This is a genomic window from Pseudomonas sp. AN3A02, from assembly GCF_011765255.1.
In the GTDB taxonomy this organism is placed as follows: domain Bacteria; phylum Pseudomonadota; class Gammaproteobacteria; order Pseudomonadales; family Pseudomonadaceae; genus Aquipseudomonas.
Genome location: NZ_JAARNI010000005.1, coordinates 219,187 through 243,370, shown reverse-complemented (window position 1 = coordinate 243,370; position 24,184 = coordinate 219,187). Strand labels below are relative to the sequence as shown.

The 24,184-nt window shown below is 60.6% G+C and carries 18 protein-coding genes; 12 read left to right on the top strand and 6 right to left on the bottom strand.

All coding sequences use genetic code 11. The features are described 5' to 3' along the window. Positions 1 to 77 precede the first annotated feature (77 nt). A complete protein-coding gene (gene uvrD / locus HBJ59_RS20460; RefSeq protein ID WP_076013220.1) occupies positions 78 to 2,261 on the bottom strand; it encodes a DNA helicase II in 2,184 nt (727 codons plus the stop codon). A 279-nt stretch (positions 2,262 to 2,540) separates the two neighbouring features. On the opposite strand from uvrD, the gene HBJ59_RS20455 reads away from it, so the two are divergent. Further along, positions 2,541 to 5,414 carry an EAL domain-containing protein gene (locus HBJ59_RS20455; RefSeq protein WP_167664576.1) on the top strand — a complete coding sequence of 958 codons (2,874 nt, stop codon included), beginning with the start codon at positions 2,541 to 2,543 and terminating at the stop codon, positions 5,412 to 5,414. Between the two features lie 162 nt (positions 5,415 to 5,576). Next, entirely contained in the window at positions 5,577 to 6,443 is an 867-nt protein-coding gene (gene hexR / locus HBJ59_RS20450; protein ID WP_010168370.1) for a transcriptional regulator HexR, read from the top strand. 31 nt (positions 6,444 to 6,474) lie between these two features. Here hexR and HBJ59_RS20445 read toward each other — a convergent pair whose 3' ends face one another. From HBJ59_RS20445 to HBJ59_RS20425, 5 genes are all read right to left on the bottom strand, one after another. Next, the gene (locus HBJ59_RS20445) at positions 6,475 to 7,437 is read right to left on the bottom strand and encodes an IS110 family transposase (RefSeq protein ID WP_167664575.1); all 963 of its coding nucleotides are present in this window, start codon (positions 7,435 to 7,437) and stop codon (positions 6,475 to 6,477) included. Between the two features lie 366 nt (positions 7,438 to 7,803). After that, a complete protein-coding gene (locus HBJ59_RS20440) occupies positions 7,804 to 10,656 on the bottom strand; it encodes a valine--tRNA ligase (RefSeq protein ID WP_167664574.1) in 2,853 nt (950 codons plus the stop codon). 185 nt (positions 10,657 to 10,841) lie between these two features. After that, the gene (locus HBJ59_RS20435; protein WP_076017612.1) at positions 10,842 to 11,246 is read right to left on the bottom strand and encodes a DNA polymerase III subunit chi; all 405 of its coding nucleotides are present in this window, start codon (positions 11,244 to 11,246) and stop codon (positions 10,842 to 10,844) included. Positions 11,247 to 11,253: 7 nt separating this feature from the next. Then, positions 11,254 to 11,682 carry a DNA polymerase III subunit chi gene (locus HBJ59_RS20430; RefSeq protein ID WP_102605183.1) on the bottom strand — a complete coding sequence of 143 codons (429 nt, stop codon included), beginning with the start codon at positions 11,680 to 11,682 and terminating at the stop codon, positions 11,254 to 11,256. Between the two features lie 147 nt (positions 11,683 to 11,829). Further along, entirely contained in the window at positions 11,830 to 13,320 is a 1,491-nt protein-coding gene (locus HBJ59_RS20425) for a leucyl aminopeptidase (RefSeq protein WP_076017610.1), read from the bottom strand. 282 nt (positions 13,321 to 13,602) lie between these two features. Here HBJ59_RS20425 and lptF point away from each other — a divergent pair, with 282 nt between their 5' ends. From lptF to tadA, 10 genes are all read left to right on the top strand, one after another. Beyond that, a complete protein-coding gene (lptF, locus tag HBJ59_RS20420; RefSeq protein ID WP_076017609.1) occupies positions 13,603 to 14,721 on the top strand; it encodes an LPS export ABC transporter permease LptF in 1,119 nt (372 codons plus the stop codon). Further along, positions 14,714 to 15,793, top strand: coding sequence for an LPS export ABC transporter permease LptG (gene lptG / locus HBJ59_RS20415; protein ID WP_076017608.1), 1,080 nt, complete (start codon positions 14,714 to 14,716; stop codon positions 15,791 to 15,793). The genes lptF and lptG overlap by 8 nt, the downstream gene beginning before the upstream one ends. Positions 15,794 to 15,945: 152 nt before the next feature. Then, positions 15,946 to 17,745 carry a translation elongation factor 4 gene (gene lepA, locus HBJ59_RS20410; RefSeq protein WP_076017607.1) on the top strand — a complete coding sequence of 600 codons (1,800 nt, stop codon included), beginning with the start codon at positions 15,946 to 15,948 and terminating at the stop codon, positions 17,743 to 17,745. A gap of 5 nt (positions 17,746 to 17,750) precedes the next feature. Then, the gene (gene lepB / locus HBJ59_RS20405; RefSeq protein WP_076017606.1) at positions 17,751 to 18,605 is read left to right on the top strand and encodes a signal peptidase I; all 855 of its coding nucleotides are present in this window, start codon (positions 17,751 to 17,753) and stop codon (positions 18,603 to 18,605) included. Positions 18,606 to 18,754: 149 nt separating this feature from the next. Then, positions 18,755 to 19,444: a ribonuclease III gene (gene rnc / locus HBJ59_RS20400; RefSeq protein ID WP_076017605.1), complete on the top strand. Its 690-nt coding sequence runs from the start codon at positions 18,755 to 18,757 to the stop codon at positions 19,442 to 19,444. Then, complete coding sequence (gene era / locus HBJ59_RS20395) at positions 19,437 to 20,339, top strand: GTPase Era (RefSeq protein ID WP_003210432.1); 903 nt, start codon at positions 19,437 to 19,439, stop codon at positions 20,337 to 20,339. The genes rnc and era overlap by 8 nt, the downstream gene beginning before the upstream one ends. Before the next feature lie 164 nt (positions 20,340 to 20,503). Then, complete coding sequence (recO, locus tag HBJ59_RS20390) at positions 20,504 to 21,193, top strand: DNA repair protein RecO (RefSeq protein WP_076017604.1); 690 nt, start codon at positions 20,504 to 20,506, stop codon at positions 21,191 to 21,193. 52 nt (positions 21,194 to 21,245) lie between these two features. Beyond that, complete coding sequence (pdxJ, locus tag HBJ59_RS20385; protein WP_003210427.1) at positions 21,246 to 21,989, top strand: pyridoxine 5'-phosphate synthase; 744 nt, start codon at positions 21,246 to 21,248, stop codon at positions 21,987 to 21,989. A gap of 202 nt (positions 21,990 to 22,191) precedes the next feature. Then, on the top strand, positions 22,192 to 23,571 hold the full coding sequence (locus tag HBJ59_RS20380; RefSeq protein ID WP_076017603.1) for a multicopper oxidase family protein: 1,380 nt from the start codon (positions 22,192 to 22,194) through the stop codon (positions 23,569 to 23,571). Then, positions 23,571 to 24,062: a tRNA adenosine(34) deaminase TadA gene (gene tadA, locus HBJ59_RS20375; protein WP_076017602.1), complete on the top strand. Its 492-nt coding sequence runs from the start codon at positions 23,571 to 23,573 to the stop codon at positions 24,060 to 24,062. The genes HBJ59_RS20380 and tadA overlap by 1 nt, the downstream gene beginning before the upstream one ends. Positions 24,063 to 24,184: the final 122 nt, after the last annotated feature.

The following is a 24,184-nucleotide window of genomic DNA, read 5'->3' as shown; positions in this document are numbered from 1 at the left end:
AGGACTTAGTACAGATATTGGCCCCACCGTTGCCAAATACAAGGGCGGGCCAACATCCTTCATGTTCTGCAGTTGTTTCAGATTGCTTCGAGCTTGGCGTAGCCCATCATCAGCCACTTGCTGCCTTCGGCGAAGTTCACCTGCACCCGGGCCTGGGCACCGGCGCCTTCGAAGTTGAGGATAACGCCTTCGCCGAAGACCGCATGCTTGACCTGCTGGCCAAGGCTGAACGGCGTTTCGGGAATTTCAGAACCGGCAAACATGCTGCTGGAGTTCTGCTGCTGGCCGCCGCCGAACGGTCGGCTGACGCTGTTGGAGAGGCGCACTTCCTGAATCAGTCCTTTCGGCACTTCACGTACGAAGCGCGACACCTTGTTGTAGGTCTCACTGCCGTACAGGCGCCGGGTTTCGGCGTAGGTCATCACCAGGTTCTGCATGGCCCGGGTGATGCCCACATAGGCCAGGCGGCGTTCCTCTTCCAGGCGGCCGGGCTCTTCCAGGCTCATCTTGTGGGGGAACAGGCCTTCTTCCATGCCCACCAGGAACACGTACGGGAACTCCAGGCCCTTGGCGCTGTGCAAGGTCATCAGCTGGATGCTGTCTTCATGCTCGTCAGCCTGGGTGTCGCCGGCTTCCAGCGAAGCGTGGCCGAGGAATGCCGCCAGTGGCGTCAGGTCTTCGTCTTCTTCGTTGTTTTCGAACGCGCGGGCGGCGCTGACCAGTTCCTCAAGGTTTTCTACCCGGGCCTGGCCTTTCTCGCCTTTTTCCGCTTCGTGGTAGGCGATCAAGCCGGACTGCTCGATCACGGTCTGGGTCATCAGGTGCAGGGGCATTTCCATGCACTTGGCGGCCAGGTTCTCGATCAGCTCGACAAACACGCTCAAGGCACCGGCAGCACGGCCGGTCAGGCCCTTGTTGGCGATCAGCAGGCGCATGGCTTCCCACATCGACACATCGCTGTGGCGTGCATGGTCGCGAATCGCTTCGACAGTCTTCTCGCCAATGCCGCGGGCCGGGATATTGATCACCCGCTCCAGCGCCGCATCGTTGCCGCGACCTTCGAGCAAGCGCAGGTAGGCCATGGCGTTCTTGATTTCAGCACGTTCGAAGAAGCGCTGGCCGCCATAGATACGGTACGGAATGCGCTCGCGCAGCAAGGCCTCTTCCAGCACCCGTGATTGGGCGTTGGAACGATAAAGAATCGCGATATCGCTGCGGGCCAGGCCGGTTTTCAGGGCGCTTTCGATGGTTTCCACCACGTAGCGCGCTTCATCGTGCTCGTTGAAGGCGGCGTACAGGTTGATCGCCTCGCCTTCGCCGCCGTCGGTCCACAACTCTTTGCCCAGGCGCCCGGTGTTGTTGGCGATCAAGGCGTTGGCGGCCTTGAGAATCCCGGCCGTGGAGCGGTAGTTCTGCTCCAGGCGGATGGTTTCGGCGTCCGGGAAGTCGTCGCTGTACTGGTAGATGTTCTCGATTTTCGCGCCGCGCCAGCCGTAGATCGACTGATCGTCGTCGCCCACCACCATCAGGCTGTCGCCGCCCTTGGCCAGCAAGCGCAACCAGGCGTACTGCACGGCGTTGGTGTCCTGGAACTCGTCCACCAGGATGTGCCGGAAGCGTTTCTGGTAGTGCGCCAGCAAGCCCGGGTTGTCGCGCCACAGGTCGAGGGCGCGCAGCAGCAGTTCGGAGAAGTCGATGACGCCGGCGCGCTGGCAGGCCACTTCGTAGGCTTCATAAATGCTGCGCATGGTCGCCAGGAACAGGTCGCCGCTGGCCTGGATATGTTGCGGGCGCAGGCCTTCATCTTTCTGGCCGTTGATAAACCACTGGGCCTGACGGACCGGCCAGCGTTGCTCATCCAAGCCCAACTCGCGGATCACCCGCTTGACCAGGCGTTGCTGGTCGTCGCTGTCGAGAATCTGGAAGGTCTGGGCGAGGCCGGCCTCCTGCCAATGGGCCCGCAACAAGCGGTGCGCCAGGCCGTGGAAGGTGCCCACCCACATGCCGGCCGGGCTGATGCCCATCAACTGCTCGATGCGATGGCGCATCTCGGCAGCGGCCTTGTTGGTGAAGGTCACCGACAGGATGGAGTGAGGTGAGGCGTTCTCGACCTGGATCAACCAGGCGATACGGTGCACCAGCACTCGGGTTTTACCGGAGCCAGCACCGGCCAGGACCAACTGACGGCCAACGGGGGCTGCTACGGCCTGGCGTTGGGCATCGTTGAGGGAGTTCAGCAAAAGGGAGAGATCATCGCGCATCGGCGCATTCTAGGGTGCCCGGGGGAGTCGGGCAAATCCCAATGCCGGATGGTCGCGGGAAAATTTCAGGGACTACACTGGATAAGGCAACAATCTATTCACGGTGATGACCGGTCGGTCATCGCCCACAGCCCGCGCCCTGTCTCACTCAAGCTGTCTGGCTCCAAGGTTTGCGCCTGATTGTCGCGCTGTTTTTATGACGCGGAGCAGTTTGGCCCGAGCGTTTGCTTGTGTATGCTCCGTCGACGTTTCGGGCTCACCATTATAAGAACATTGCCTATGACCCTTAGCACTGACCTGGCTGGCCCCTCGGTGGCGCCGGCGCAGGTTATCCGCAAACATTACGCCATGGAGATGGCGGTCGAGCGCACGCGCCTGCTGTACCAAGGCTCCCTGCTGCCTACCTTATTAATGCTGGTGAACGGACTGGTCTGCGCCTGGTTGCTCTGGAGCCCGCAGCGCTATCTGCTGGACAGCATTTGGCTGGTGTGGCTGCTGGCGCTGGTGGCCCTGCGGGTGATTCAGGTGGCGGCGTTCGAGTCCGCTATGCCGAGCCGCCAGGCACAGCCGATCTGGCGCCGCATGTTCATGCTGGGCTCGGCCGTCAGCGGCCTGACGCTGGCCAGTGCTGCCATCGCCCTGGTGCCGGTGGACAGCTTCGCGCAGCAGGCCTGGGTGTTCGGCTTGCTCGGCGCGGCGACCTTGTCCGCCAGTGTGGCCTACGCCGTCAGCCTGCCAGCATTCCTGTCGTTTGCCTTGCCCTGCCTGGTGCCGGCGATTATCTATCTGTTCTGGAGCGGTGACCCGCAGCAGCAAGGCTGGGGTTGCCTGGGCCTGATTTTGCTGGCGTCTTTAAGCCTGGTGGCGTGGCAGGTCAATCGCTTGATTCAACGCGGGCTGCTCAGGCGCTTCCAGAACCAGGCGTTGATCGAGCATCTGCAGCAAGCGCAGCAGCGCAGCGAGCAGCTGAATCAGGAACTGGTGCGTGAAGTGGAGCAACGACGCCAGGTCGAGCAAGAGCTGCGTGAGGCGCAGATCGGCCTGCAGCAGCGTGTCGATCAGCGTAGCCAGGAACTGGATGTCGCCAGCCTGGCCCTGAGCAAAAGCGAGGCGCGCCTGGCGATGGCATTGCAGGCCAGCGAACTGGGCCTGTGGGACTGGAACCTGCAAACCGACGAGGTCCACCACACCCAACTCAAGGAACTGTTCGGCCTGGAGCCGGAATACGTCACAGCGATGCTCAGCCATCTCAAGCCGCGGCTGCACCCGGACGATTTGCCGCTGCTCAAGCGTGCGCTGGTGGAACACCTGAAAGGCCGCAGCGAGGATTATCTGGTGGAATACCGGGTGCGCCATGGCGATGGCCATTGGGTGTGGATTCAGGACCGTGGCCGCGCCGTGGAGCGCTCGCCCAGTGGACGCGTCACACGGATGCTCGGCACCCGCCGCGACATCAGCGCCGGCAAGGTCCTGGAAGAACAGCAGCGCCTGGCATCGACGGTGTTCGAGGCGGCCAGCGAAGGCATCGTGATCCTGAACCCAGACTATGTGCTGGTTGCGGTCAACCAGGCGTTCAGCCGCGTCACCGGCTTCGATATTGATGACATGATCGGCCGCAATGTCGTCGAACTGCCCAGCAGCCGCGACGCACGTCGCCATTTCCCGGTGATCCGCCAGGCGCTGCTCAGCCACGGTACCTGGCAGGGCGAGCTGGTGGAAACCCGCAAGAATGGCGAACTCTACCCACAATGGCTGCAACTCAATGTAGTGCGGGATATTCGGGGAAATGTCAGCCACATCGTCGGCTTCTTCGCCGATCTGTCCGCGCGGCGCGAATCCGAGGAGCGCATGCGCTACCTCACGCATTACGACGAATTGACCGGGTTGGCCAACCGTTCGCTATTCCGCGAACGGCTGCGCGAAGCCCATCAACGGGTGCGCCAAGGCGGCCGCAGCCTGGCCTTGCTGCATATCAACCTGGATCGTTTCAAGCTGCTCAACGACAGCCTCGGGCATGAAGTGGCCGACCAGTTATTGCAGAAAATGGCTCGCCGCTTGATCAACGCCTTGCCCGAAGCCGACACCATTGCGCGGCTCTCTGGCGATGAATTCGCCGTGCTGTTCGATGCGTACGGCAACCTGTCGAGCCTGGCGCGGGTGGCCACGCGGTTGCTGGCCAAGTTGCGGGTGCCGGTGACGGTGGAAGGGCATGAACTGGTGGTCAGCGCTTCAATGGGCGTCAGCCTGTTGCCCGACAATGCGCGGGAAATATCCGCGCTGGTCAGCCAGTCGAACATGGCGATGCAGCACGCCAAGCATTTGGGCGGGAATAATTTCCAGTTCTACACCGACAGCCTGCAGGCCAGCACCCTAGAGCGTTTGCAGCTGGAAAACCAGCTGCGCAAGGCGATTGATGAGCGCCAACTCACCGTGTTCTACCAACCCAAGCTGTGCCTGGCCAGCGGCAAGCTGAATGCCGCCGAGGCGTTGATTCGCTGGGAGCATCCGCAGTGGGGCATGGTGCCGCCGGGGGACTTTATCGGGCTGGCCGAAGAAACCGGATTGATCGTACCGCTCGGGGAGTTCGTGTTGCGCCAGGCCTGCTGGCAAGCCTGTGAGTGGCAGCGCCAGGGGCTGGAACCGATCCGGGTGTCGGTCAATCTGTCGGTGCATCAGTTGCGCCAGGGCAAGCTGGTCAGTCTGGTGCGTCAGGTGCTGGAAGAAACCGGGCTTGATCCGCAGTACCTGGAGCTGGAGCTGACCGAAAGCCAACTGCTCGACAGTGTCGAGCACATCATTTCCACCTTCCAGCAACTGCGCGACTTGGGTGTGAAACTGGCGATTGATGATTTCGGCACCGGCTACTCGTCCCTCAGTTACCTCAAGCGCATCCCTGTGGATTACGTGAAGATCGACCAGACCTTCATCCGCGGCCTAGGGCAGGGCCGCGAAGATGCCTCGATCACCCGTGCAATCATCGCCATGGCCCACGGGCTGTCGCTCAAGGTGGTGGCCGAGGGCGTGGAAGATCAGCAGCAGCTGGATTTCCTGCGGGCCGAGCAATGCGATGAAGTGCAGGGCTATTTGATCAGTCGGCCAGTGGAAGCGGACGGTCTGGCGGATTTGTTACGAAAAAATGCCGATTTTCCGTAGTTAAGCCCAAGCCGCACGCGGGGCTACATCGAGCCTGCCCGCTGTTTCAGCGGGCAGCAGCGTGATTAAGTGATGCATCGAGCGGGCAAATCGGTAATTCTTGTAGTATAACTACAAGCTTGCTACATCCCTGGCGTCTGCCAATAACAAGAGTCCAGCCCTTTGAACCTGTTGCAACATATCGCCCAGTCGCGCCACCTGTTACGCAAATCGGAACTCAAGGTTGCCGATCACGTGCTGCTTGACCCTGCGGCTGTGATGCACAGTTCCATGGCTGACCTGGCCCACAGCGTGGGCATCAGCGAGCCGACCATTGTGCGCTTCTGCCGCGCCATCGGTTGCTCCGGGTTCCAGGACTTGAAGCTCAAGCTGGCCCAGAGCCTCGCCGCCGGTGCGAGCTTCGGGCAGTTCGCGATTCACGAAGACGACTCCGTCGCCGACTACAGCCTGAAAATCTTCGACACCACCCTGCATACCCTGATGGAAGTGCGGGAAAAGCTCGACCCGGTGGAACTGCAAAAAGCCGTGACCGCCATGTCCCAGGCCCAGCGCGTGGAGTTCTATGGTTTCGGCGCGTCCGGTGCGGTGGCGGCGGATGCCCAGCACAAGTTCTTCCGTTTGCTGCTGACTGCAGCGGCCTACAGCGACCCGCACATGCAGGCGATGTCGGCGGTGACGCTGAAGCCTACCGACGTGGCGATCTGCATTTCCCAGTCCGGCCGCTCCAAGGATCTGCTGATCACCGCCAACCTGGTGCGTGAAAGCGGCGCGACCCTGATTACCCTGTGCCCCAGCCAGACGCCTTTGGCGGAGCTGTCGACCGTCAACCTGGCGATCGATGTGCACGAAGACACTGAAATCTACACGCCATTGACCTCGCGTATCGCCCACCTGGTGGTGATCGACGTGCTGGCGATGGGCGTGGCCATGGCGCGCGGCCCGAGCCTGGTCAACCACCTCAAGAGCGTGAAGCGCAGCTTGCGCAGCCTTCGGTTGTCGCCCAAATCCGTAAAAGCCCTCGACGACTGATAGTTTGTACGCGGACCAACTGTGGGAGATTCTATGGTTTAGGGGAAGCCCCCAAAACCGCTTTCGACTGGTATTCACTTTGGTTTTTCATGAGGGAGAACGCGATACGCGCTAGCTTGCGAGCGATGATAACCAAGGCCTGAGTCGTTTTCAGGCCTCTGCCCAGATAGCCTTGATAGAGCGGTTTCCAAGCGTTTGACTTGATACCTGCTGACGCCGCGTTATGCAGCAACCGACGGATCTCCGAGTCCCCCTTTTTACTCAGTGATCGACGTCCGCTCATTTGCCCCGAGTCAGACACCCTCAAGTCCATTCCTAGGAACGCGATATAGGCATCGGCACTTTCAAACTCGCCTCGTTGAAACGCCATCGTCAGTGCTACCGCAGTGAGAAAACCAATCCCCTCAACGGCCTGGCAGCGTTTGATCTGATGCAACAGACCTGCCTCAGTGACGGCATCTAATATCCGTTTTTCAATAAGCCCTTCGTGTCTCGCAAGGCAGGCTGAGACACTTTTTGATGAGGCCTTAAGTAGTGGCTCACCTGCCCAGCTTTGGTTAAGGCCAACTCGCATCTTCACCAACGCTGCCCGTCGGCGAAGCAAGCTTTGAAGCTTGGTATAGACCTTCGGCGGCGGGTTCCAGGCACGTAAATCAGCCTGCTCATTTTTCAAATAACGGGCCAGTAAACGCGCATCGCTGGCGTCTGTTTTCGCCCGCCCACCCGTGCTTTTGCGGTAGTGATTAAGACGGTAGCCATCAATCACGTAAACCATATGGCCCATCCCATGAGCCAAGTTGACCGTATCCAGGTGATAGATATTGGTCGCTTCGATCGCGATGCCACTGCCCTCGGGCAGAGATTTGAGCCACGCCTTCAGCTCGGTTTTGTTGTTCGGCACAATCTTCAATTCGTCTGTTTCAAAGTGACAGGCCACGACTTCAGCCTTAGCGACATCCACGCCGATGATTGATTGCAAGACAGTCATTGCCATGAAAAACGCTCCGGGTTAGGGTTTATGGGCTTGTCGGGGCTTCACCGTTGCGCTGGCTTGCTTCTATCGTCGGTCATGGCCGATGCATTCCTTATCGGCGCTTTGGTGAAGGGGTGGGGCGAAGTCTCCCACGGTCTGTACTGGCTAGAGTCAGATGCTGGCTTTTAGTCCCACCACCCCTACAAGTCTAACCATACAAGCTGGCTTGCCTGCGATGGCATCGCCTCCGTCTGACAGATACACCGAGTCGCCTGCATCGCAGGCAAGCCAGCTCCCACATTGATCGGGTTTGCAAAGAGATATGTCATTGCTTTCCTGGGCAAAAAAAAGAGACCCGAAGGTCTCTTTTTTCACACGGGCTGCACCTTACAGGCTGGAAATCCGCGCATGTTGCTCGGCCAGCTTGCCCAAAGCCTGTTCAGCTTCGGCCAATTTGGCGCGTTCTTTCTCGATGACTTCAGCCGGAGCCTTGTCGACGAACGCCGCGTTGGACAGCTTGCCGCCCACCCGCTGCACTTCGCCTTGCAGACGCAGGATTTCCTTATCCAGGCGCGCCAGTTCGGCACCTTTGTCGATCAGGCCGGCCATCGGCACCAGCACTTCCATCTCGCCAACCAGTGCGGTGGCGGACAGCGGCGCTTCGGCGCCGGCGGCCAATACGGTGATCGACTCCAGCTTCGCCAGCTTCTTGAGCAGCGCGTCGTTCTCGGTGAGGCGACGCTGATCTTCGGCGCTGGCGTTCTTCACGTACACGGCCAGTGGCTTGCCCGGGCCGATGTTCATCTCGGCGCGAATGTTGCGCGTGCCCATCATCAGGGTCTTGAGCCATTCGATGTCGCTTTCGGCCGCCTCATCAATGCGGGCTTCGTTGGCCACCGGCCAAGGTTGCAGCATGATGGTCTTGCCGTCTTTGCCGGCCAGCGGCGCGAGGCGCTGCCAGATTTCTTCGGTGATGAACGGCATGAACGGATGCGCCAGGCGCAACGCCACTTCCAGCACGCGCACCAGGGTGTGACGGGTGCCGCGCTGACGTTCGATCGGCGAGTTCTCGTCCCACAGCACGGGCTTGGACAATTCCAGGTACCAGTCGCAATACTGGTTCCAGATGAACTCGTACAAGGCCTGCGCCGCCAGGTCGAAGCGGAACTGGTCGAGTTGACGGGTCACTTCGGCTTCGGTGCGCTGCAGCTGGGAGATGATCCAGCGGTCCGCCAGGGACAGCTCGATGGCCTCGCCGTTCTGGCCGCAGTCTTCGCCTTTATCCAGCACGTAGCGCGCGGCGTTCCAGATCTTGTTGCAGAAGTTGCGATAGCCTTCGACGCGGCCCATGTCGAACTTGATGTCGCGACCTGTCGACGCCAGCGAGCAGAAGGTGAAGCGCATGGCATCGGTGCCGTAGCTGGCGATACCTTCCGGGAATTCTTCGCGGGTCTGCTTTTCGATCTTTTTCAGCAGTTTTGGCGTGGGTTGCATCAGGCCGGTAGTGCGTTTCTGCACCAGGGTTTCCAGGTCGATGCCGTCGATGATGTCCAGTGGGTCCAGGACGTTGCCCTTGGACTTGGACATCTTCTGGCCCTGGCCATCACGCACCAGGCCGTGGACGTACACGGTCTTGAACGGTACCTGCGGCGTGCCGTCTTCGTTTTTCACCAAGTGCATGGTGAGCATGATCATCCGGGCAACCCAGAAGAAAATGATGTCGAAGCCGGTGACCAGCACGTCGGTGGAGTGGAATTTCTTCAGGAACTCGGTCTGCTGTGGCCAGCCGAGGGTGGAGAAGGTCCACAGGCCCGAGCTGAACCAGGTGTCCAGTACGTCGTTGTCCTGTTGCAGCGTCACGTCCGTGCTGAGGTTGTGCTTGGCACGTACTTCGGCTTCGTCGCGGCCAACGTAGACCTTGCCCGACTCGTCGTACCAGGCCGGAATCCGGTGGCCCCACCACAGCTGGCGGCTGATGCACCAATCCTGGATGTCACGCATCCACGAGAAGTACATGTTTTCGTACTGCTTAGGCACGAACGCGATACGACCGTCTTCCACGGCAGCAATCGCCGGCTCGGCCAGCGGCTTGGTAGACACGTACCACTGGTCGGTCAGCCAAGGCTCGATGACGGTGCCGGAGCGGTCGCCTTTCGGCACCTTCAGGGCGTGGTCATCAACGCTGACCAGCAGGCCGGCAGCGTCGAAGGCTGCAACAATTTGCTTGCGCGCTTCAAAACGGTCGAGGCCGGCGTATTCAGCCGGGATCTTGCCGTCGATGCTCTCGTTCAGCGTGCCGTCGAGGTTGAATACCTGGCAGGCCGGCAGAACAGCGGCGTTTTTGTCGAAAATGTTCAGCAGCGGCAGGTTGTGGCGCTTGCCGACTTCGTAGTCGTTGAAATCGTGGGCCGGGGTGATTTTCACGCAGCCGGTGCCGAATTCAGGGTCGCAGTAGTCGTCCGCGATGATCGGGATGCGACGGCCAACCAGCGGCAGCTCAACGAACTTGCCGATCAGCGCCTGGTAGCGTTCGTCGTTCGGGTTAACCGCGACGGCGGCGTCGCCAAGCATGGTTTCCGGACGAGTGGTGGCGACGATCAGGTAGTCGTTGCCTTCGGCGGTCTTGGCGCCGTCAGCCAGCGGGTACTTGAGGTTCCATAGGAAACCTTTCTCGTCGTGGTTTTCCACTTCAAGGTCGGAAATCGCCGTGTGCAGCTTGGTGTCCCAGTTGACCAGGCGCTTGCCGCGATAGATCAGGCCGTCTTCGTGCAGGCGCACAAAGGCTTCCTTCACGGCTTCCGACAGGCCGTCGTCCATGGTGAAGCGCTCGCGGCTCCAGTCGACGGACGAACCCAGGCGACGGATCTGACGGCTGATGTTGCCGCCGGACTGATCCTTCCATTCCCAGATTTTATCCAGGAATTTTTCGCGACCCAGGTCGTGACGGTTCTGGCCGGTGGCTTCCAGTTGGCGTTCCACCAACATCTGGGTGGCGATGCCGGCGTGGTCGGTACCTGGCTGCCACAGGGTGTTGCGACCCTGCATGCGGCGGAAACGAATCAGGGCATCCATGATCGCGTTGTTGAAGCCATGGCCCATGTGCAGGCTGCCCGTGACGTTCGGTGGCGGAATCATGATGGTGTAGGCATCGCCCGCGCCTTGCGGAGCGAAATAATTCTCGGACTCCCAGGTCTGGTACCAGGAAGTTTCAATAGCGTGCGGCTGGTAGGTCTTATCCATGCGCGGCGGGACCCTAGTTGGCATTAATTCAGGAAAGCCGACAAGTATAACGGGGGATAGGGGAGAGGGGTAGGAGCGAGCTTGCTCACGAAAAACCTGAGGGCGGCGCGTTCATTCAGGATGCACGCGTTATCGTTCACGCCCTTCGCGAGCAAGCCCGCTCCCACACGGGATATGTGTCAGCCCTAGTTCTGGTACTGGCTCAACAACCGCTCCATGCGCGCATCCAGTCGGCGCTTGATCTCGGTTTCGATATGCGGGGCAAAATCGTCGATCACGTCTTGCATGATCAGTTGCGCAGCGGCGCGCAATTCGTTGTCCAGGTGCAGCAACAGGGCGTCGGGCGCTTTCTCTGCGGCAGGCACGGCAACTGCCGGCGCGGGTGCGGTTTGCTCTGCGGGCGTTTCGACAGGTTCCGGCGCAACAGGCTTGCCGCCGACCATATCGAACAGCAAAGGAATTTGTACGTCACCGTTGACCGCATCGGTCAGCAGCGGCGGTTGCAGGTCATCATCACCGAGCAGCTTGCGGATCGACTCAAGGTCATCCAGCAGGTGGTCAGAGTCTTTTAGCGGGTTTGGAGTGTCCATCATGTGCTCAAAGTCGTTGTAGCCGGTGATCTTGCAGAGAATAGCCCTGTTCGCGGTAGAAACGGAAACTCTCCCGCGCGGCCTGACGAATAGCCGGGTCTTCCACCACCACTTCCGCCACGCGGGCAAAACCTTTGGCGAAGGCCGGTACTTTCAGGTCGAGGTTGACCAGCAGGTCTGTGTGATCGCCACAGCTATCGCCCAAACCCAGCACCACCAGGCCTTCCGGCTCTGATTCGGCAGGGCCGTGTGGTACGAAGCTTTCGCCCTTGAAGCGCCACAGGCGGGCGTCGAGGTCGTCACGCTGGGCGGCATCGCTGCAATGCAGGTAGATACGGTGGCCCATGCGCCAGGCTTTTTCGGTGAGCTTGCAGGCAAAGTCCAGGCGCGCGGAAGGATCGGCGCTGGGCAATATATAGAAGTCGACTTGGGTCATTGCGGTTCCTGAGCCCGGGGTGGCGTTGCGGCCGTCCCGGGGTTTGTAGGAACGAGCTTGCTCGCGAAAAACCTGAGAACGACGCGTTCATCCAGAATGAGCGCGTTATCGTTAACGACCTTCGCGAACAAGCTCGCTCCTACAGGGTTAGGCCTTGGCGCGGTCCAGCAGGTACTGGGTCAGCAATGGAACCGGACGGCCAGTGGCGCCCTTGTCCTTGCCGCCGCTGGTCCAGGCAGTGCCGGCGATGTCCAGGTGCGCCCAGTTGAAGTTCTTGGCGAAGCGCGACAGGAAGCAGGCTGCGGTGATGGTGCCGGCTTTCGGGCCGCCAATGTTGGCGATGTCGGCGAACGGGCTGTCCAGCTGTTCCTGATACTCATCGAACAGCGGCAGTTGCCAGGCACGGTCGTCCGCAGCCTGGCCGGCGCTGAGCAGTTGGCCGATCAGTTCATCGTTGTTGCCCAGCAGGCCGGATGTGTGGGCGCCCAGGGCAACCACGCAGGCCCCGGTCAGGGTGGCGATGTCGATCACGGCTTGCGGCTTGAAGCGTTCGGCGTAGGTCAGGGCGTCGCACAGCACCAGGCGGCCTTCGGCGTCGGTGTTGAGGATTTCCACGGTCTGGCCGCTGAGGGTGGTAACGATGTCGCCCGGACGCGCCGCGCCGCCGCTCGGCATGTTCTCGGCGCAGGCCAGGATGCACACCAGGTTGATCGGCAGCTTCAGTTCCAGCACGGCCCGCAGGGTACCGAACACGCTGGCGGCGCCGCCCATGTCGTACTTCATCTCGTCCATGCCCAGGCCCGGCTTGAGGCTGATGCCGCCGGTGTCGAAGGTGATGCCTTTGCCGACCAGGGCGTATGGCTTCTCGGACTTCTTGCCGCCGTTGTATTGCATCACGATCAGGCGTGGCGGCTGGTCGCTGCCCTGGCCCACGGCATAGAACGAGCCCATGCCGAGTTCCTTGATCTTCTTCTCGTCCAGGACTTCGACTTTCAGGCCCTTGAATTCTTTACCCAGCGCCTTGGCTTGCTCGCCCAGGTAGGTTGGGTGGCAGATATTCGGTGGCAGGTTGCCCAAATCACGGGTGAAGGCCATGCCGCCGGCGATGGCCTGGGCGTGGGTCACGGCGCGTTCGACTTCAGCCTGGGCGGCCTTGATGGTCAGCAAGGTGACTTTCTTCAGGGCGCGGGGTTCGGCCTTGGTGCTCTTGAACTGGTCGAAGACGTAGCCGCCATCCAGCAGGCTTTCGGCCAGCAGGCGGGTCTTGCCGTAGCTGTCGCGGCCCTTGACCACGATTTCGTCCAGCGCCAGGGCTGCATCGGTGCCGCCCAGGCCCTTAAGGGTAGTGAGGATGCTGCTGATGATCTTGCGGAACGGACGGTCGCCCAGTTCGGCGTCCTTGCCCACGCCCACCAGCAATACGCGCTCGGCTTTAAGGTTGGGCAGGCTTTGCAGCAGCAGGCTCTGGCCCACTTTACCGGCCAGGTCGCCGCGCTTGAGGACCGCGCTGATGGCGCCGCCGCTCAGTTCGTCCAGTTGCTTGGCGGCAACGCTCAGCTTGCGGCCTTCGCCGACAGCGACCACGAGGGTGGCGGTTTTCAACGTTTCGGGGCTAACGCTTTTTACAACCAGTTCCATTTTCGGGTCCCTTATAAAGGTCAGTGAGCCAGGAGTCTGTACTCCGGCTTGTAAGCTTGGCAGCCTGTAGGCCGCCCGCGACAAAGGCCGCAGTTTGAACCTCGCCGCCCGAGCCTGACAACCCTTGTGGGCAGCTTTGTGCACGCGTATGAGCAAGCTCCGTGACAGGTGCGGTCAATCACAGGATAATGCGCCATCTTTTTAGCCGGCCTGCAGCAATGGGTCGTCTCGATATGCTTGCTTGTTTGGCCGCCTTAGCCTGACAACCCTGGAGTGTCTGGTTTGATCGTCTTCCGTTATCTGTCCCGCGAAGTCCTGTTGACCCTGAGTGCCGTGAGTGCGGTATTGCTGGTCATCATCATGAGTGGTCGCTTCGTCAAATACCTCGCCCAGGCCGCCTCGGGCGCCCTGGATCCGGGTTCGCTGTTCCTGATCATGGGCTTTCGCCTGCCGGGCTTCCTGCAGCTGATCCTGCCATTGGGCCTGTTTCTCGGGATCTTGCTGGCCTACGGCCGCTTGTACCTCGAAAGCGAAATGACCGTGCTGTCGGCCACCGGCATGAGTCAGCAGCGCTTGCTGGCCATGACCATGGTCCCGGCCACCGGTATCGCGCTGATCGTGGCCTGGCTGAGCCTGAGCCTGGCGCCCCAGGGAGCCTTGCAGTTCCAGCTGGTGCTCAACAAACAGGACGCCATGACCGAATTCGACACCCTGGAGCCGGGCCGCTTTCAAGCGCTCAACGACGGCACCCGGGTGACCTACACCGAACAACTGTCGGATGACCGTGCCAACCTGGGCGGTGTGTTCATCTCCCAGAAGAACCTCGGCCAGAACCAGAAAGACCGTGGTATTTCCATATTGGTGGCCGACAGCGGGCGCCAGGAAGTGCGTCCGGACGGCAGTCGCTATCTGATCCTGGAGAACGGTTATCGCTATGACGGCAGCCCCGGGCAGGCGGATTACCGGGCAATCAAGTACGACACTTACGGTGTAATGCTTGCCCGTCCGGATGTCAGCGACGAAGTGACCGACCGCGACGCGATCCCGACGCCGGACCTGATCGGCAGCAAGGAATTGCGCTCGATTGCTGAACTGCAATGGCGGATTTCCCTGCCGCTGCTGGTGTTTATCGTGACCTTGATGGCGGTACCGCTGTCCCGGGTCAACCCGCGCCAGGGCCGCTTCCTCAAACTGTTGCCGGCCATCCTGCTTTATATGGCTTACCTGACCATCCTGATTTCCGCCCGCGGCTCCCTGGAGAAGGGCAAGCTGCCGCCGGCTCTTGGGTTGTGGTGGGTCCACGGGATCTTCCTGATGATTGGCCTGGGCCTGCTTTATTGGGAGCCGATGCGTTTGAAGATGCGGAGTCGTCGCAGCATGAAGGAGATGGCTCGTGGTTAAGCTCGACCGCTACATTGGTAGCAGCGTCCTGGTCGCAATCCTTGCGGTATTGGGCATTATTCTGGGCCTGGCCTCGTTGTTCGCCTTCATTGATGAAGTCGGCAACGTCAGCGATACCTACACCGTTACCAACGTTCTGAGCTACGTGGCGCTGACAGCGCCACGTCGTCTCTACGACATGATGCCGATGGCTGCGCTGATCGGGTGCCTGATTGGCCTTGGCAGCCTGGCCAGCAACAGCGAACTGACCATCATGCGTGCGGCGGGTGTTTCCATTGGCCGCATCGTGTGGGCGGTCATGAAGCCCATGCTGTTGCTGATGGCGGTCAGCGTGCTGATCGGTGAATACGTGGCGCCTCCGGCCGAATCCACAGCCCAGGCCAATCGTGCCCTGGCCCAGGGGTCCGGTGATGCTCAAAGCTCCAAGCATGGCCTGTGGCACCGGCAGGGTGAGGAGTTTATCCACATCAACGCCGTACAACCGGGTGGCCTGTTGATCGGTGTCACCCGTTATCACTTCGATAAAGAACGTCACCTGTTGTCGTCCAGCTTCGCCAAACGTGCGCAGTACGCCGAAGAAAAGTGGCAACTCAGCGATGTGACCACCACCTATTTCCGAGATATCGGCAAGGGCGCGGCGTCGACCACCGAAGTGATCAACGTTCCGACGGAGCAGTGGGATATTTCCCTCAAGCCCGAATTGCTGAATACCGTGGTGATGATCCCGGAAAGCCTGCCTATCTCCGGCCTGTGGGGTTATATCCACTACCTCAAGGACCAGGGCTTGAACAATGGCCGTTACTGGCTGGCGTTTTGGGTCAAGGTGTTGCAGCCGGTAGTAACCGCTGCGCTGGTGCTGATGGCGATCTCGTTCATCTTCGGTCCGCTGCGTTCCGTAACCCTCGGTCAACGTGTGTTCACCGGCGTGCTGGTGGGCTTTACCTTCCGTATCGCCCAAGACCTGCTGGGGCCGTCCAGCCTGGTATTCGGCTTCTCGCCGTTGTTTGCGGTGCTGGTGCCCACGGCTATTTGCGCCGTGGCCGGCTTCTGGCTGTTGCGTCGGGCCGGTTGAACCCGCGCTTATGAACAAAAAATGCCCCGTTCGAACGATCGGGGCATTTTTGTTCTTGGTCACCATGGATGACGTCAGGTCTGCGCATCAGGTACAATTCCCGGCTATTTTTCAGCGGGCAGTCTGCCTGCAGCCTTTTTGAGTGTTGATCCGTGAGTGATTTGAGTCATATCCGCAATTTCTCCATCATCGCCCACATTGACCATGGCAAGTCGACGCTGGCCGATCGATTTATCCAGATGTGCGGCGGCCTTGCCGAGCGTGAAATGGAAGCCCAGGTGCTGGACTCCATGGACCTCGAGCGCGAGCGCGGGATCACCATCAAGGCCCACAGCGTTACTCTGTATTACACCGCCAAAGACGGTATCAAGTACCAGCTCAACTTCATTGACACCCCGGGCCACGTCGACTTCACCTATGAAGTCAGCCGTTCCCTGGCGGCCTGTGAAGGTGCGTTGCTGGTAGTGGACGCGGGCCAGGGCGTTGAAGCCCAGTCCGTCGCGAACTGCTACACCGCCATCGAGCAAGGCCTGGAAGTGATGCCGGTGCTGAACAAGATCGACCTGCCACAGGCCGATCCGGACCGCGTCAAGGAAGAGATCGAGAAGATCATCGGCATTGACGCCACCGACGCCGTCGAGTGCAGCGCCAAGACCGGCCTGGGTGTCGACGAAGTGCTCGAGCGCCTGGTCAAGACCATTCCCGCGCCTACCGGCAACTACGAAGATCCGCTGCAAGCGTTGATCATCGACTCCTGGTTCGACAACTACCTGGGCGTTGTATCCCTGGTACGCGTGCGCCACGGCCGTGTGAAGAAGGGCGACAAGATCCTGGTCAAATCCACCGGCAAGATCCACCTGGTGGACAGCGTGGGTGTGTTCAACCCCAAGCACACTGCAACCGTTGATCTGAAAGCCGGTGAAGTGGGCTTCATCATCGCCGGCATCAAGGACATCCACGGCGCACCGGTGGGTGACACACTGACCTTGAGCGCCACCCCTGACGTCGACGTGCTGCCGGGCTTCAAACGCATCCAGCCGCAGGTTTACGCCGGCCTGTTCCCGGTCAGCTCCGACGACTTCGAGGACTTCCGCGAAGCCCTGCAGAAGCTGACCCTCAACGACTCGTCGTTGCAGTACACCCCGGAAAGCTCCGACGCATTGGGCTTCGGCTTCCGCTGCGGTTTCTTGGGCATGCTGCACATGGAAATCATCCAGGAGCGCCTCGAGCGCGAATACGACCTGGACCTGATCACCACCGCACCGACAGTTATTTTTGAACTGTTATTGAAAACCGGTGAAACGATTTACGTCGACAACCCGTCGAAGCTTCCGGATCTGTCTTCCATCGAAGACATGCGCGAACCGATCGTGCGGGCCAATATTCTTGTGCCGCAAGAGCACCTGGGCAACGTCATTACCCTGTGTATCGAGAAGCGTGGCGTACAGCACGACATGCTGTTCCTCGGTACCCAGGTGCAAGTGACCTACGATTTGCCGATGAACGAAGTGGTCCTGGACTTCTTCGACCGTCTCAAATCCACCAGCCGCGGCTATGCTTCGCTGGATTACCATTTTGATCGTTACCAATCAGCTAATCTGGTGAAGCTGGATGTGCTGATCAACGGCGACAAGGTCGATGCCCTGGCGCTGATCGTGCACAAGGACAACGCGCACTACAAAGGTCGCCAGTTGACCGAAAAGATGAAAGAACTGATTCCGCGCCAGATGTTCGACGTCGCGATCCAGGCCGCCATTGGCGGGCAGATCATTGCACGGACCTCCGTCAAGGCACTCAGAAAGAACGTACTGGCCAAATGCTATGGCGGCGACGTCAGCCGTAAGCGCAAGCTGCTCGAGAAGCAAAAGGCCGGTAAAAAACGCATGAAGCAAGTGGGCAACGTGGAAATTCCACAAGAAGCCTTCCTTGCGGTGCTCAGGTTGGATAGTTAGGTCCTATGTCACTAAATTTCCCGCTGTTGCTGGTCATTGCCGTTGCCGTTTGCGGTCTCCTGGCGTTGCTCGATCTGATGTTCTTCGCCCCGCGTCGCCGGGCTGCCATCGCGTCCTATCAGGGCAGCGTCAGCCAGCCCGATGTGGCGGTGGTCGAGAAACTGAACAAAGAGCCAATGCTGGTTGAATACGGCAAGTCGTTCTTCCCGGTGTTGTTCATCGTGCTGGTGCTGCGTTCGTTCCTGGTGGAACCGTTTCAGATCCCTTCGGGATCGATGAAACCTACCCTGGACGTGGGCGACTTCATCCTGGTGAACAAGTTTTCCTACGGGATTCGCTTGCCGGTGATCGACAAGAAAGTCATCGAGATCGGTGACCCGCAGCGCGGCGATGTGATGGTGTTTCGCTACCCAAGCGACCCGAACGTCAACTACATCAAACGTGTAGTGGGCCTGCCGGGCGATGTGATTCGCTACACCAGCGACAAGCGCCTGTTCGTCAATGGCGAGTCGGTAGCGGAAAAACTGATCGGCTCCGAGCCGAACACTTTGGGCAGCGCCGAGCTGTACCAGGAAAAACTCGGAGCGGTAGAGCACGAAATCCGCAAGGAAATGAGCCGCTACCGTTCCCCGCCTGACAACCAATGGACAGTGCCTGCCGGGCATTACTTCATGATGGGCGACAACCGCGATAACTCCAATGACAGCCGCTACTGGGATGATCCCAATATTCCCAAAGAGCTGCTGGGCATGGTCCCTGACCAGAATATCGTCGGCAAGGCCTTCGCGGTCTGGATGAGTTGGCCGGAACCCAAGCTCAGCCACCTGCCGAACTTCTCGCGGGTCGGGCTGATCAAGTAATCCATGCGGCGCTGTGAACACAGCGCCGAATGCTTTTCTGGGGCTTGGACAAACCGTCCGGCCCCATGTGGCAACCGCCAGGATTTGAATTTGAACACAGCGTTAATCGTCGCAGGCCACCGGTGCCTCGAACTGAATGTGGGTAAACCGTGAGCGTTTCTCTAAGCCGTCTCGAGCGTCAGCTCGGCTACACCTTCAAGGATCAGGAATTGATGATCCTTGCCCTGACACACCGCAGTTTTGCCGGGCGTAACAACGAGCGCCTGGAATTCCTCGGTGATGCCATCCTCAATTTCGTCGCCGGCGAAGCCTTGTTCGATCGCTTCCCGCTGGCCCGTGAAGGCCAGTTGTCGCGCTTGCGTGCGCGCCTGGTAAAAGGCGAGACCCTGGCCGTACTGGCCCGTGGTTTCGACTTGGGTGATTACCTGCGCCTGGGTTCCGGCGAGCTGAAGAGCGGCGGTTTCCGTCGCGAGTCGATCCTGGCTGACGCCCTTGAAGCACTGATCGGCGCGATCTACCTTGATGCAGGCATGGAAGCAGCCAAGGAGCGCGTTGTCGCCTGGCTGGCGACCGAGATCGAAAGCCTGACGCTGGTAGACACCAACAAAGATCCGAAGACCCGCCTGCAGGAATTCCTGCAGTCCCGGGGTTGCGACCTGCCGCGTTACGAAGTGGTGGATATCCAGGGTGAGCCGCATTGCCGAGTTTTCTTCGTCGAATGCGAAATCACCTTACTGAATGAAAAAAGCCGAGGTCAGGGTGTGAGCCGTCGTATTGCCGAACAGGTAGCGGCCGCTGCAGCACTGATTGCCCTGGGCGTGGAGAATGGCCATGACTGATTCAACCGCAACTCGCTGTGGCTATGTTGCCATCGTCGGCCGTCCGAACGTGGGCAAGTCCACGTTGCTGAACCACATCCTGGGACAGAAGCTGGCGATCACCTCGCGCAAGCCTCAGACCACCCGCCACAACATGCTGGGCATCAAGACCGAAGGCGCCGTACAGGCGGTCTACGTTGATACCCCGGGCATGCACAAAGGCGGCGAAAAGGCCCTTAACCGCTACATGAACAAAACCGCTTCGGCGGCGTTGAAAGACGTCGACGTGGTGATCTTCGTGGTCGACCGCACCAAGTGGACCGACGAAGACCAGATGGTTCTGGAGCGCGTGCAGTACGTCACTGGCCCGTTGATCGTCGCGTTGAACAAGACCGACCGCATCGAAGACAAAGCCGAGCTGATGCCGCACCTGAGCTGGCTGCAGGAACAACTGCCGAACGCCCAGATCATGCCGATCTCGGCCCAGCACGGGCACAACCTCGAAGCCCTGGAGCGTGTGATCGCCGGTTATCTGCCGGAGAACGAGCACTTCTTCCCGGAAGACCAGATCACCGACCGCAGCAGCCGCTTCCTCGCCGCCGAACTGGTACGCGAGAAAATCATGCGCCAGATGGGCGCCGAGCTGCCGTACCAGATCACCGTCGAAATCGAAGAGTTCAAGCAGCAGGGCAAGACCCTGCATATCCACGCGTTGATCCTCGTTGAACGTGACGGCCAGAAGAAAATCATCATTGGCGACAAGGGCGAGCGCATCAAGCGCATCGGCACCGAAGCGCGCAAGGACATGGAATTGCTGTTTGATTCCAAGATCATGCTCAACCTGTGGGTGAAGGTTAAGGGTGGTTGGTCTGATGATGAGCGCGCGTTGCGTTCGTTGGGTTACGGCGACCTGTAATAGGTCTCCGGAACACCGCAGGACAAATGTGGGAGCGGGCTTGCTCGCGAATGCAGTGGATCAGTCACCAGATGTGTTGACTGACACCCTGCATTCGCGAGCAAGCCCGCTCCCACATTGGATAGTCGTTGTTTTCCAGACCGTGTTCCCGCAGCGAGAACCCAATGTCCCAAACCCCACCCACCGGCCAACCCGCCTACGTCTTGCACAGCCGCGCCTACCGCGAGACCAGCGCCCTGGTGGACTTCCTCACACCCCAAGGCCGGCTGCGCGCAGTCTTGCGCAGCGCCCGTGGCAAGGCCGGCACCCTGGCGCGGCCTTTCGTGGCGTTGGAAGTGGAGTTTCGCGGACGTGGCGAGCTGAAGAACGTCGGCCGCATGGAAGCCGCCGGCGTCTCCAACTGGCTCAACGGCGAGGCGCTGTTCAGCGGCCTCTACCTCAACGAATTGCTGATCCGTCTGCTCCCCGCCGAAGACCCACACCCCGGCGTCTTCGATCACTACGCCGCCACCTTGCTTGCCCTCGCCGAAGGCCGCCCCCTCGAACCGCTGCTACGCGCATTCGAATGGCGCCTGCTGGATGACTTGGGCTACGGCTTCGAACTGAGCCAGGACTTGCACGGCGATCCCATCGCCGCCGACGGCATGTACCGCCTGCAAGTGGACGCAGGCCTGGAGCGGGTCTACCTGCTGCAACCCGGCCTGTTCCAGGGCACTGAGCTGCTGGCCATGAGCGAAGCCGACTGGACGGCCCCCGGCGCCTTGTCCGCGGCCAAGCGCTTGATGCGCCAGGCCCTGGCCGTGCATTTGGGCGGTCGGCCACTGGTCAGCCGCGAGTTGTTTCGAAAGCCCTGACATCCCCGTGTATGCTGTGCAGCGATTCCTTCCCTCTTCAGGAGCGCTTTTCGTGACCACCAGCAATCGCATTCTTCTCGGCGTGAACATCGACCACGTAGCCACCCTGCGCCAGGCCCGGGGCACCCGTTACCCGGATCCGGTCAAGGCCGCGCTGGACGCCGAAGAAGCGGGCGCCGACGGCATCACCGTGCACCTGCGCGAAGACCGCCGCCACATCCAGGAGCGCGACGTGCTGCTGCTCAAGGACGTGCTGCAAACCCGAATGAACTTCGAAATGGGCGTCACCGAAGAAATGATGGCGTTCGCCGAGCGCATCCGCCCGGCGCATATCTGCCTGGTGCCGGAAACCCGCCAGGAACTCACCACCGAAGGCGGCCTCGATGTGGCCGGCCAGGAAGCGCGGATCAAGGCTGCCGTGGAGCGTCTGTCGAAGATCGGGAGTGAAGTCTCGCTGTTCATCGACGCCGACGAGCGCCAGATCGAAGCGTCGCGCCGTGTGGGCGCACCGGCCATCGAACTGCACACCGGTCGTTACGCCGACGCCACTACGCCGACTGAGGTTGCCGACGAATTGCAACGCATCATCGACGGCGTCAACTGCGGCCTGGGCGAGGGCCTGATCGTCAACGCCGGCCATGGCCTGCACTACCACAACGTCGAAGCTGTGGCTGCGATCAAGGGCATCAACGAGCTGAACATCGGCCATGCGCTGGTGGCGCATGCGCTGTTCGTCGGCTTCAAAGGCGCCGTCGCCGAGATGAAAGCCTTGATTCTGGCCGCCGCCAAACATTAAAAGAGCGCCGAAGATCCAATGTGGGAGCGGGCTTGCTCGCGAAGGCGGCGTGTCAGCCGATGCATGAGTAGCAGACCCACCGCTTTCGCGAGCAAGCCCGCTCCCACATGTGGCAATGCGAACCCTTACTGTTTGGGTGATGCCGGTGTATGGTATCTGCCCTTTGCGGGTCTCGGACTCGCGGCAGATACGTGAGGTTGTTGTGTCCCAATCGTTTTCCCGTCGACAAATCCTGGGTGGTCTTGCCGGTCTCGCGGTAGTGGGGGTCGGTGCCGGTGGCGCCTACCGCTACTGGCTGGGTAAGGTCGCTGAGGCCGAGGCGGGGCACGATTACGAGTTGATCGCCGCGCCACTGGAGGTGGAGCTGGTACCGGGACACAAGACCGAAGCCTGGGCGTTCGGCCCTTCGGCGCCAGGGACCGAGTTGCGGGTGCGTCAGGGTGAATGGCTGCGGGTGCGCTTCATCAACCACCTGCCGGTCGCTACCACTATCCACTGGCACGGCATTCGCCTGCCGCTGGAAATGGACGGTGTGCCGTATGTCTCGCAATTGCCGGTACTGCCGGGCGAATACTTTGACTACAAATTCCGCGTGCCCGATGCCGGCAGCTACTGGTATCACCCTCATGTGAACAGCAGCGAAGAGCTCGGCCGTGGCCTGGTGGGGCCGCTGATTGTCGAAGAGCGCGAACCCACCGGGTTCAAACACGAACGCACCTTGAGCCTGAAAAGCTGGCACGTGGACGAAGAGGGCGCCTTTGTGGCCTTCAGTATCCCGCGTGAAGCGGCCCGTGGCGGTACCGCCGGGCGCCTGTCGACCATCAACGGTGTGTCTCAGGCGGTGATCGATCTGCCGGCCGGCCAGATCACCCGCGTGCGCCTGCTCAACCTCGATAACACCCTGACCTATCGCATTAATATCCCCGACGTTGAAGCGCAGATCTATGCCCTGGACGGCAATCCCGTCGAACCACGCCCGCTGGGCAAGGAGTACTGGCTGGGCCCCGGCATGCGTATCTGCCTGGCGATCAAGGCGCCTCCCGCCGGTGAAGAACTGTCGATCCGTAACGGGCCGGTACGCCTGGGCACCTTCCGCTCGGTCGCCAGCACCGACGCACCTACCGAATGGCCGCCTGCGTTGCCCGCCAACCCGGTCGCCGAGCCGGACCTGGCGAATGCCGAGAAACTCAACTTCAATTTCGAATGGGTTGGATCGGTTTCGGTGAACGTGGACAATAAGCCGCCGAGCCTGTGGCAGATCAACGGCCAGGCCTGGGACATCACCGACAAGACCTGCGCCGACCGCCCGATTGCCAAGCTGGAAAAGGGCAAGAGCTACATTTTTGAATTGAAGAACATGACCCAGTACCAACACCCGATCCACCTGCACGGTATGAGTTTCAAGGTCATCGCCTCGAACCGCCACAAGGTGATTCCGTACTTCACCGACACCTACCTGCTGGGCAAGAACGAACGTGCCCGCGTAGCGTTGGTGGCGGATAACCCGGGTGTCTGGATGTTCCATTGCCATGTGATCGACCACATGGAAACCGGCCTGATGGCCGCCATCGAGGTGGCGTGATGCGCCAGTTTCGCCCCACGGCGATTATCGACCGCAGCCGCGACCAGGACTTCATGCGTGAAGCGCTGACCCTGGCCGCCCAAGGCGCCGCGCTGGGTGAGGTGCCGGTCGGCGCGGTGCTGGTGCAGGATGGAGAAATCATCGGGCGTGGCTTCAACTGCCCCATCAGCGGCAACGACCCCAGTGCGCATGCCGAGATGGTCGCGATCCGGGCCGCCGCCCAGGCTGTCAGTAATTACCGGCTGCCGGGCAGCACACTCTACGTCACGCTGGAGCCGTGCAGCATGTGCGCCGGGCTGATCGTCCACTCGCGGATCGCCCGGGTGGTGTACGGCGCGCTCGAACCAAAAGCCGGGATCGTGCAAAGCCAAGGGCAGTTTTTTACCCAGGGCTTTCTCAATCATCGGGTGCTGTATGAAGGCGGGGTGTTGGCCGAAGAGTGCGGGACAGTGTTGAGCGAGTTCTTCAAGGCGCGTCGCGCCAAAGGCTGACGCGATACCCTGTGGCGAGGGAGCTTGCTCCCGCTGGAGTGCGCAGCGCTCCCCAGATTTTGGGGCCGCTACGCAGCCCAGCGGGAGCAAGCTCCCTCGCCACTACAGCAGTCTTATTTCTT

Coding starts and splice junctions, on each gene's coding strand:
- uvrD (WP_076013220.1), bottom strand. CDS start 2,261: ATGCGCGATGATCTCTCCCTTTTGCTGAACTCCCTCAACGATGCCCAA.
- HBJ59_RS20455 (WP_167664576.1), top strand. CDS start 2,541: ATGACCCTTAGCACTGACCTGGCTGGCCCCTCGGTGGCGCCGGCGCAG.
- HBJ59_RS20445 (WP_167664575.1), bottom strand. CDS start 7,437: ATGGCAATGACTGTCTTGCAATCAATCATCGGCGTGGATGTCGCTAAG.
- HBJ59_RS20440 (WP_167664574.1), bottom strand. CDS start 10,656: ATGGATAAGACCTACCAGCCGCACGCTATTGAAACTTCCTGGTACCAG.
- HBJ59_RS20435 (WP_076017612.1), bottom strand. CDS start 11,246: ATGGACACTCCAAACCCGCTAAAAGACTCTGACCACCTGCTGGATGAC.
- HBJ59_RS20430 (WP_102605183.1), bottom strand. CDS start 11,682: ATGACCCAAGTCGACTTCTATATATTGCCCAGCGCCGATCCTTCCGCG.
- HBJ59_RS20425 (WP_076017610.1), bottom strand. CDS start 13,320: ATGGAACTGGTTGTAAAAAGCGTTAGCCCCGAAACGTTGAAAACCGCC.
- lepB (WP_076017606.1), top strand. CDS start 17,751: ATGTCACTAAATTTCCCGCTGTTGCTGGTCATTGCCGTTGCCGTTTGC.
- era (WP_003210432.1), top strand. CDS start 19,437: ATGACTGATTCAACCGCAACTCGCTGTGGCTATGTTGCCATCGTCGGC.
- recO (WP_076017604.1), top strand. CDS start 20,504: ATGTCCCAAACCCCACCCACCGGCCAACCCGCCTACGTCTTGCACAGC.
- tadA (WP_076017602.1), top strand. CDS start 23,571: ATGCGCCAGTTTCGCCCCACGGCGATTATCGACCGCAGCCGCGACCAG.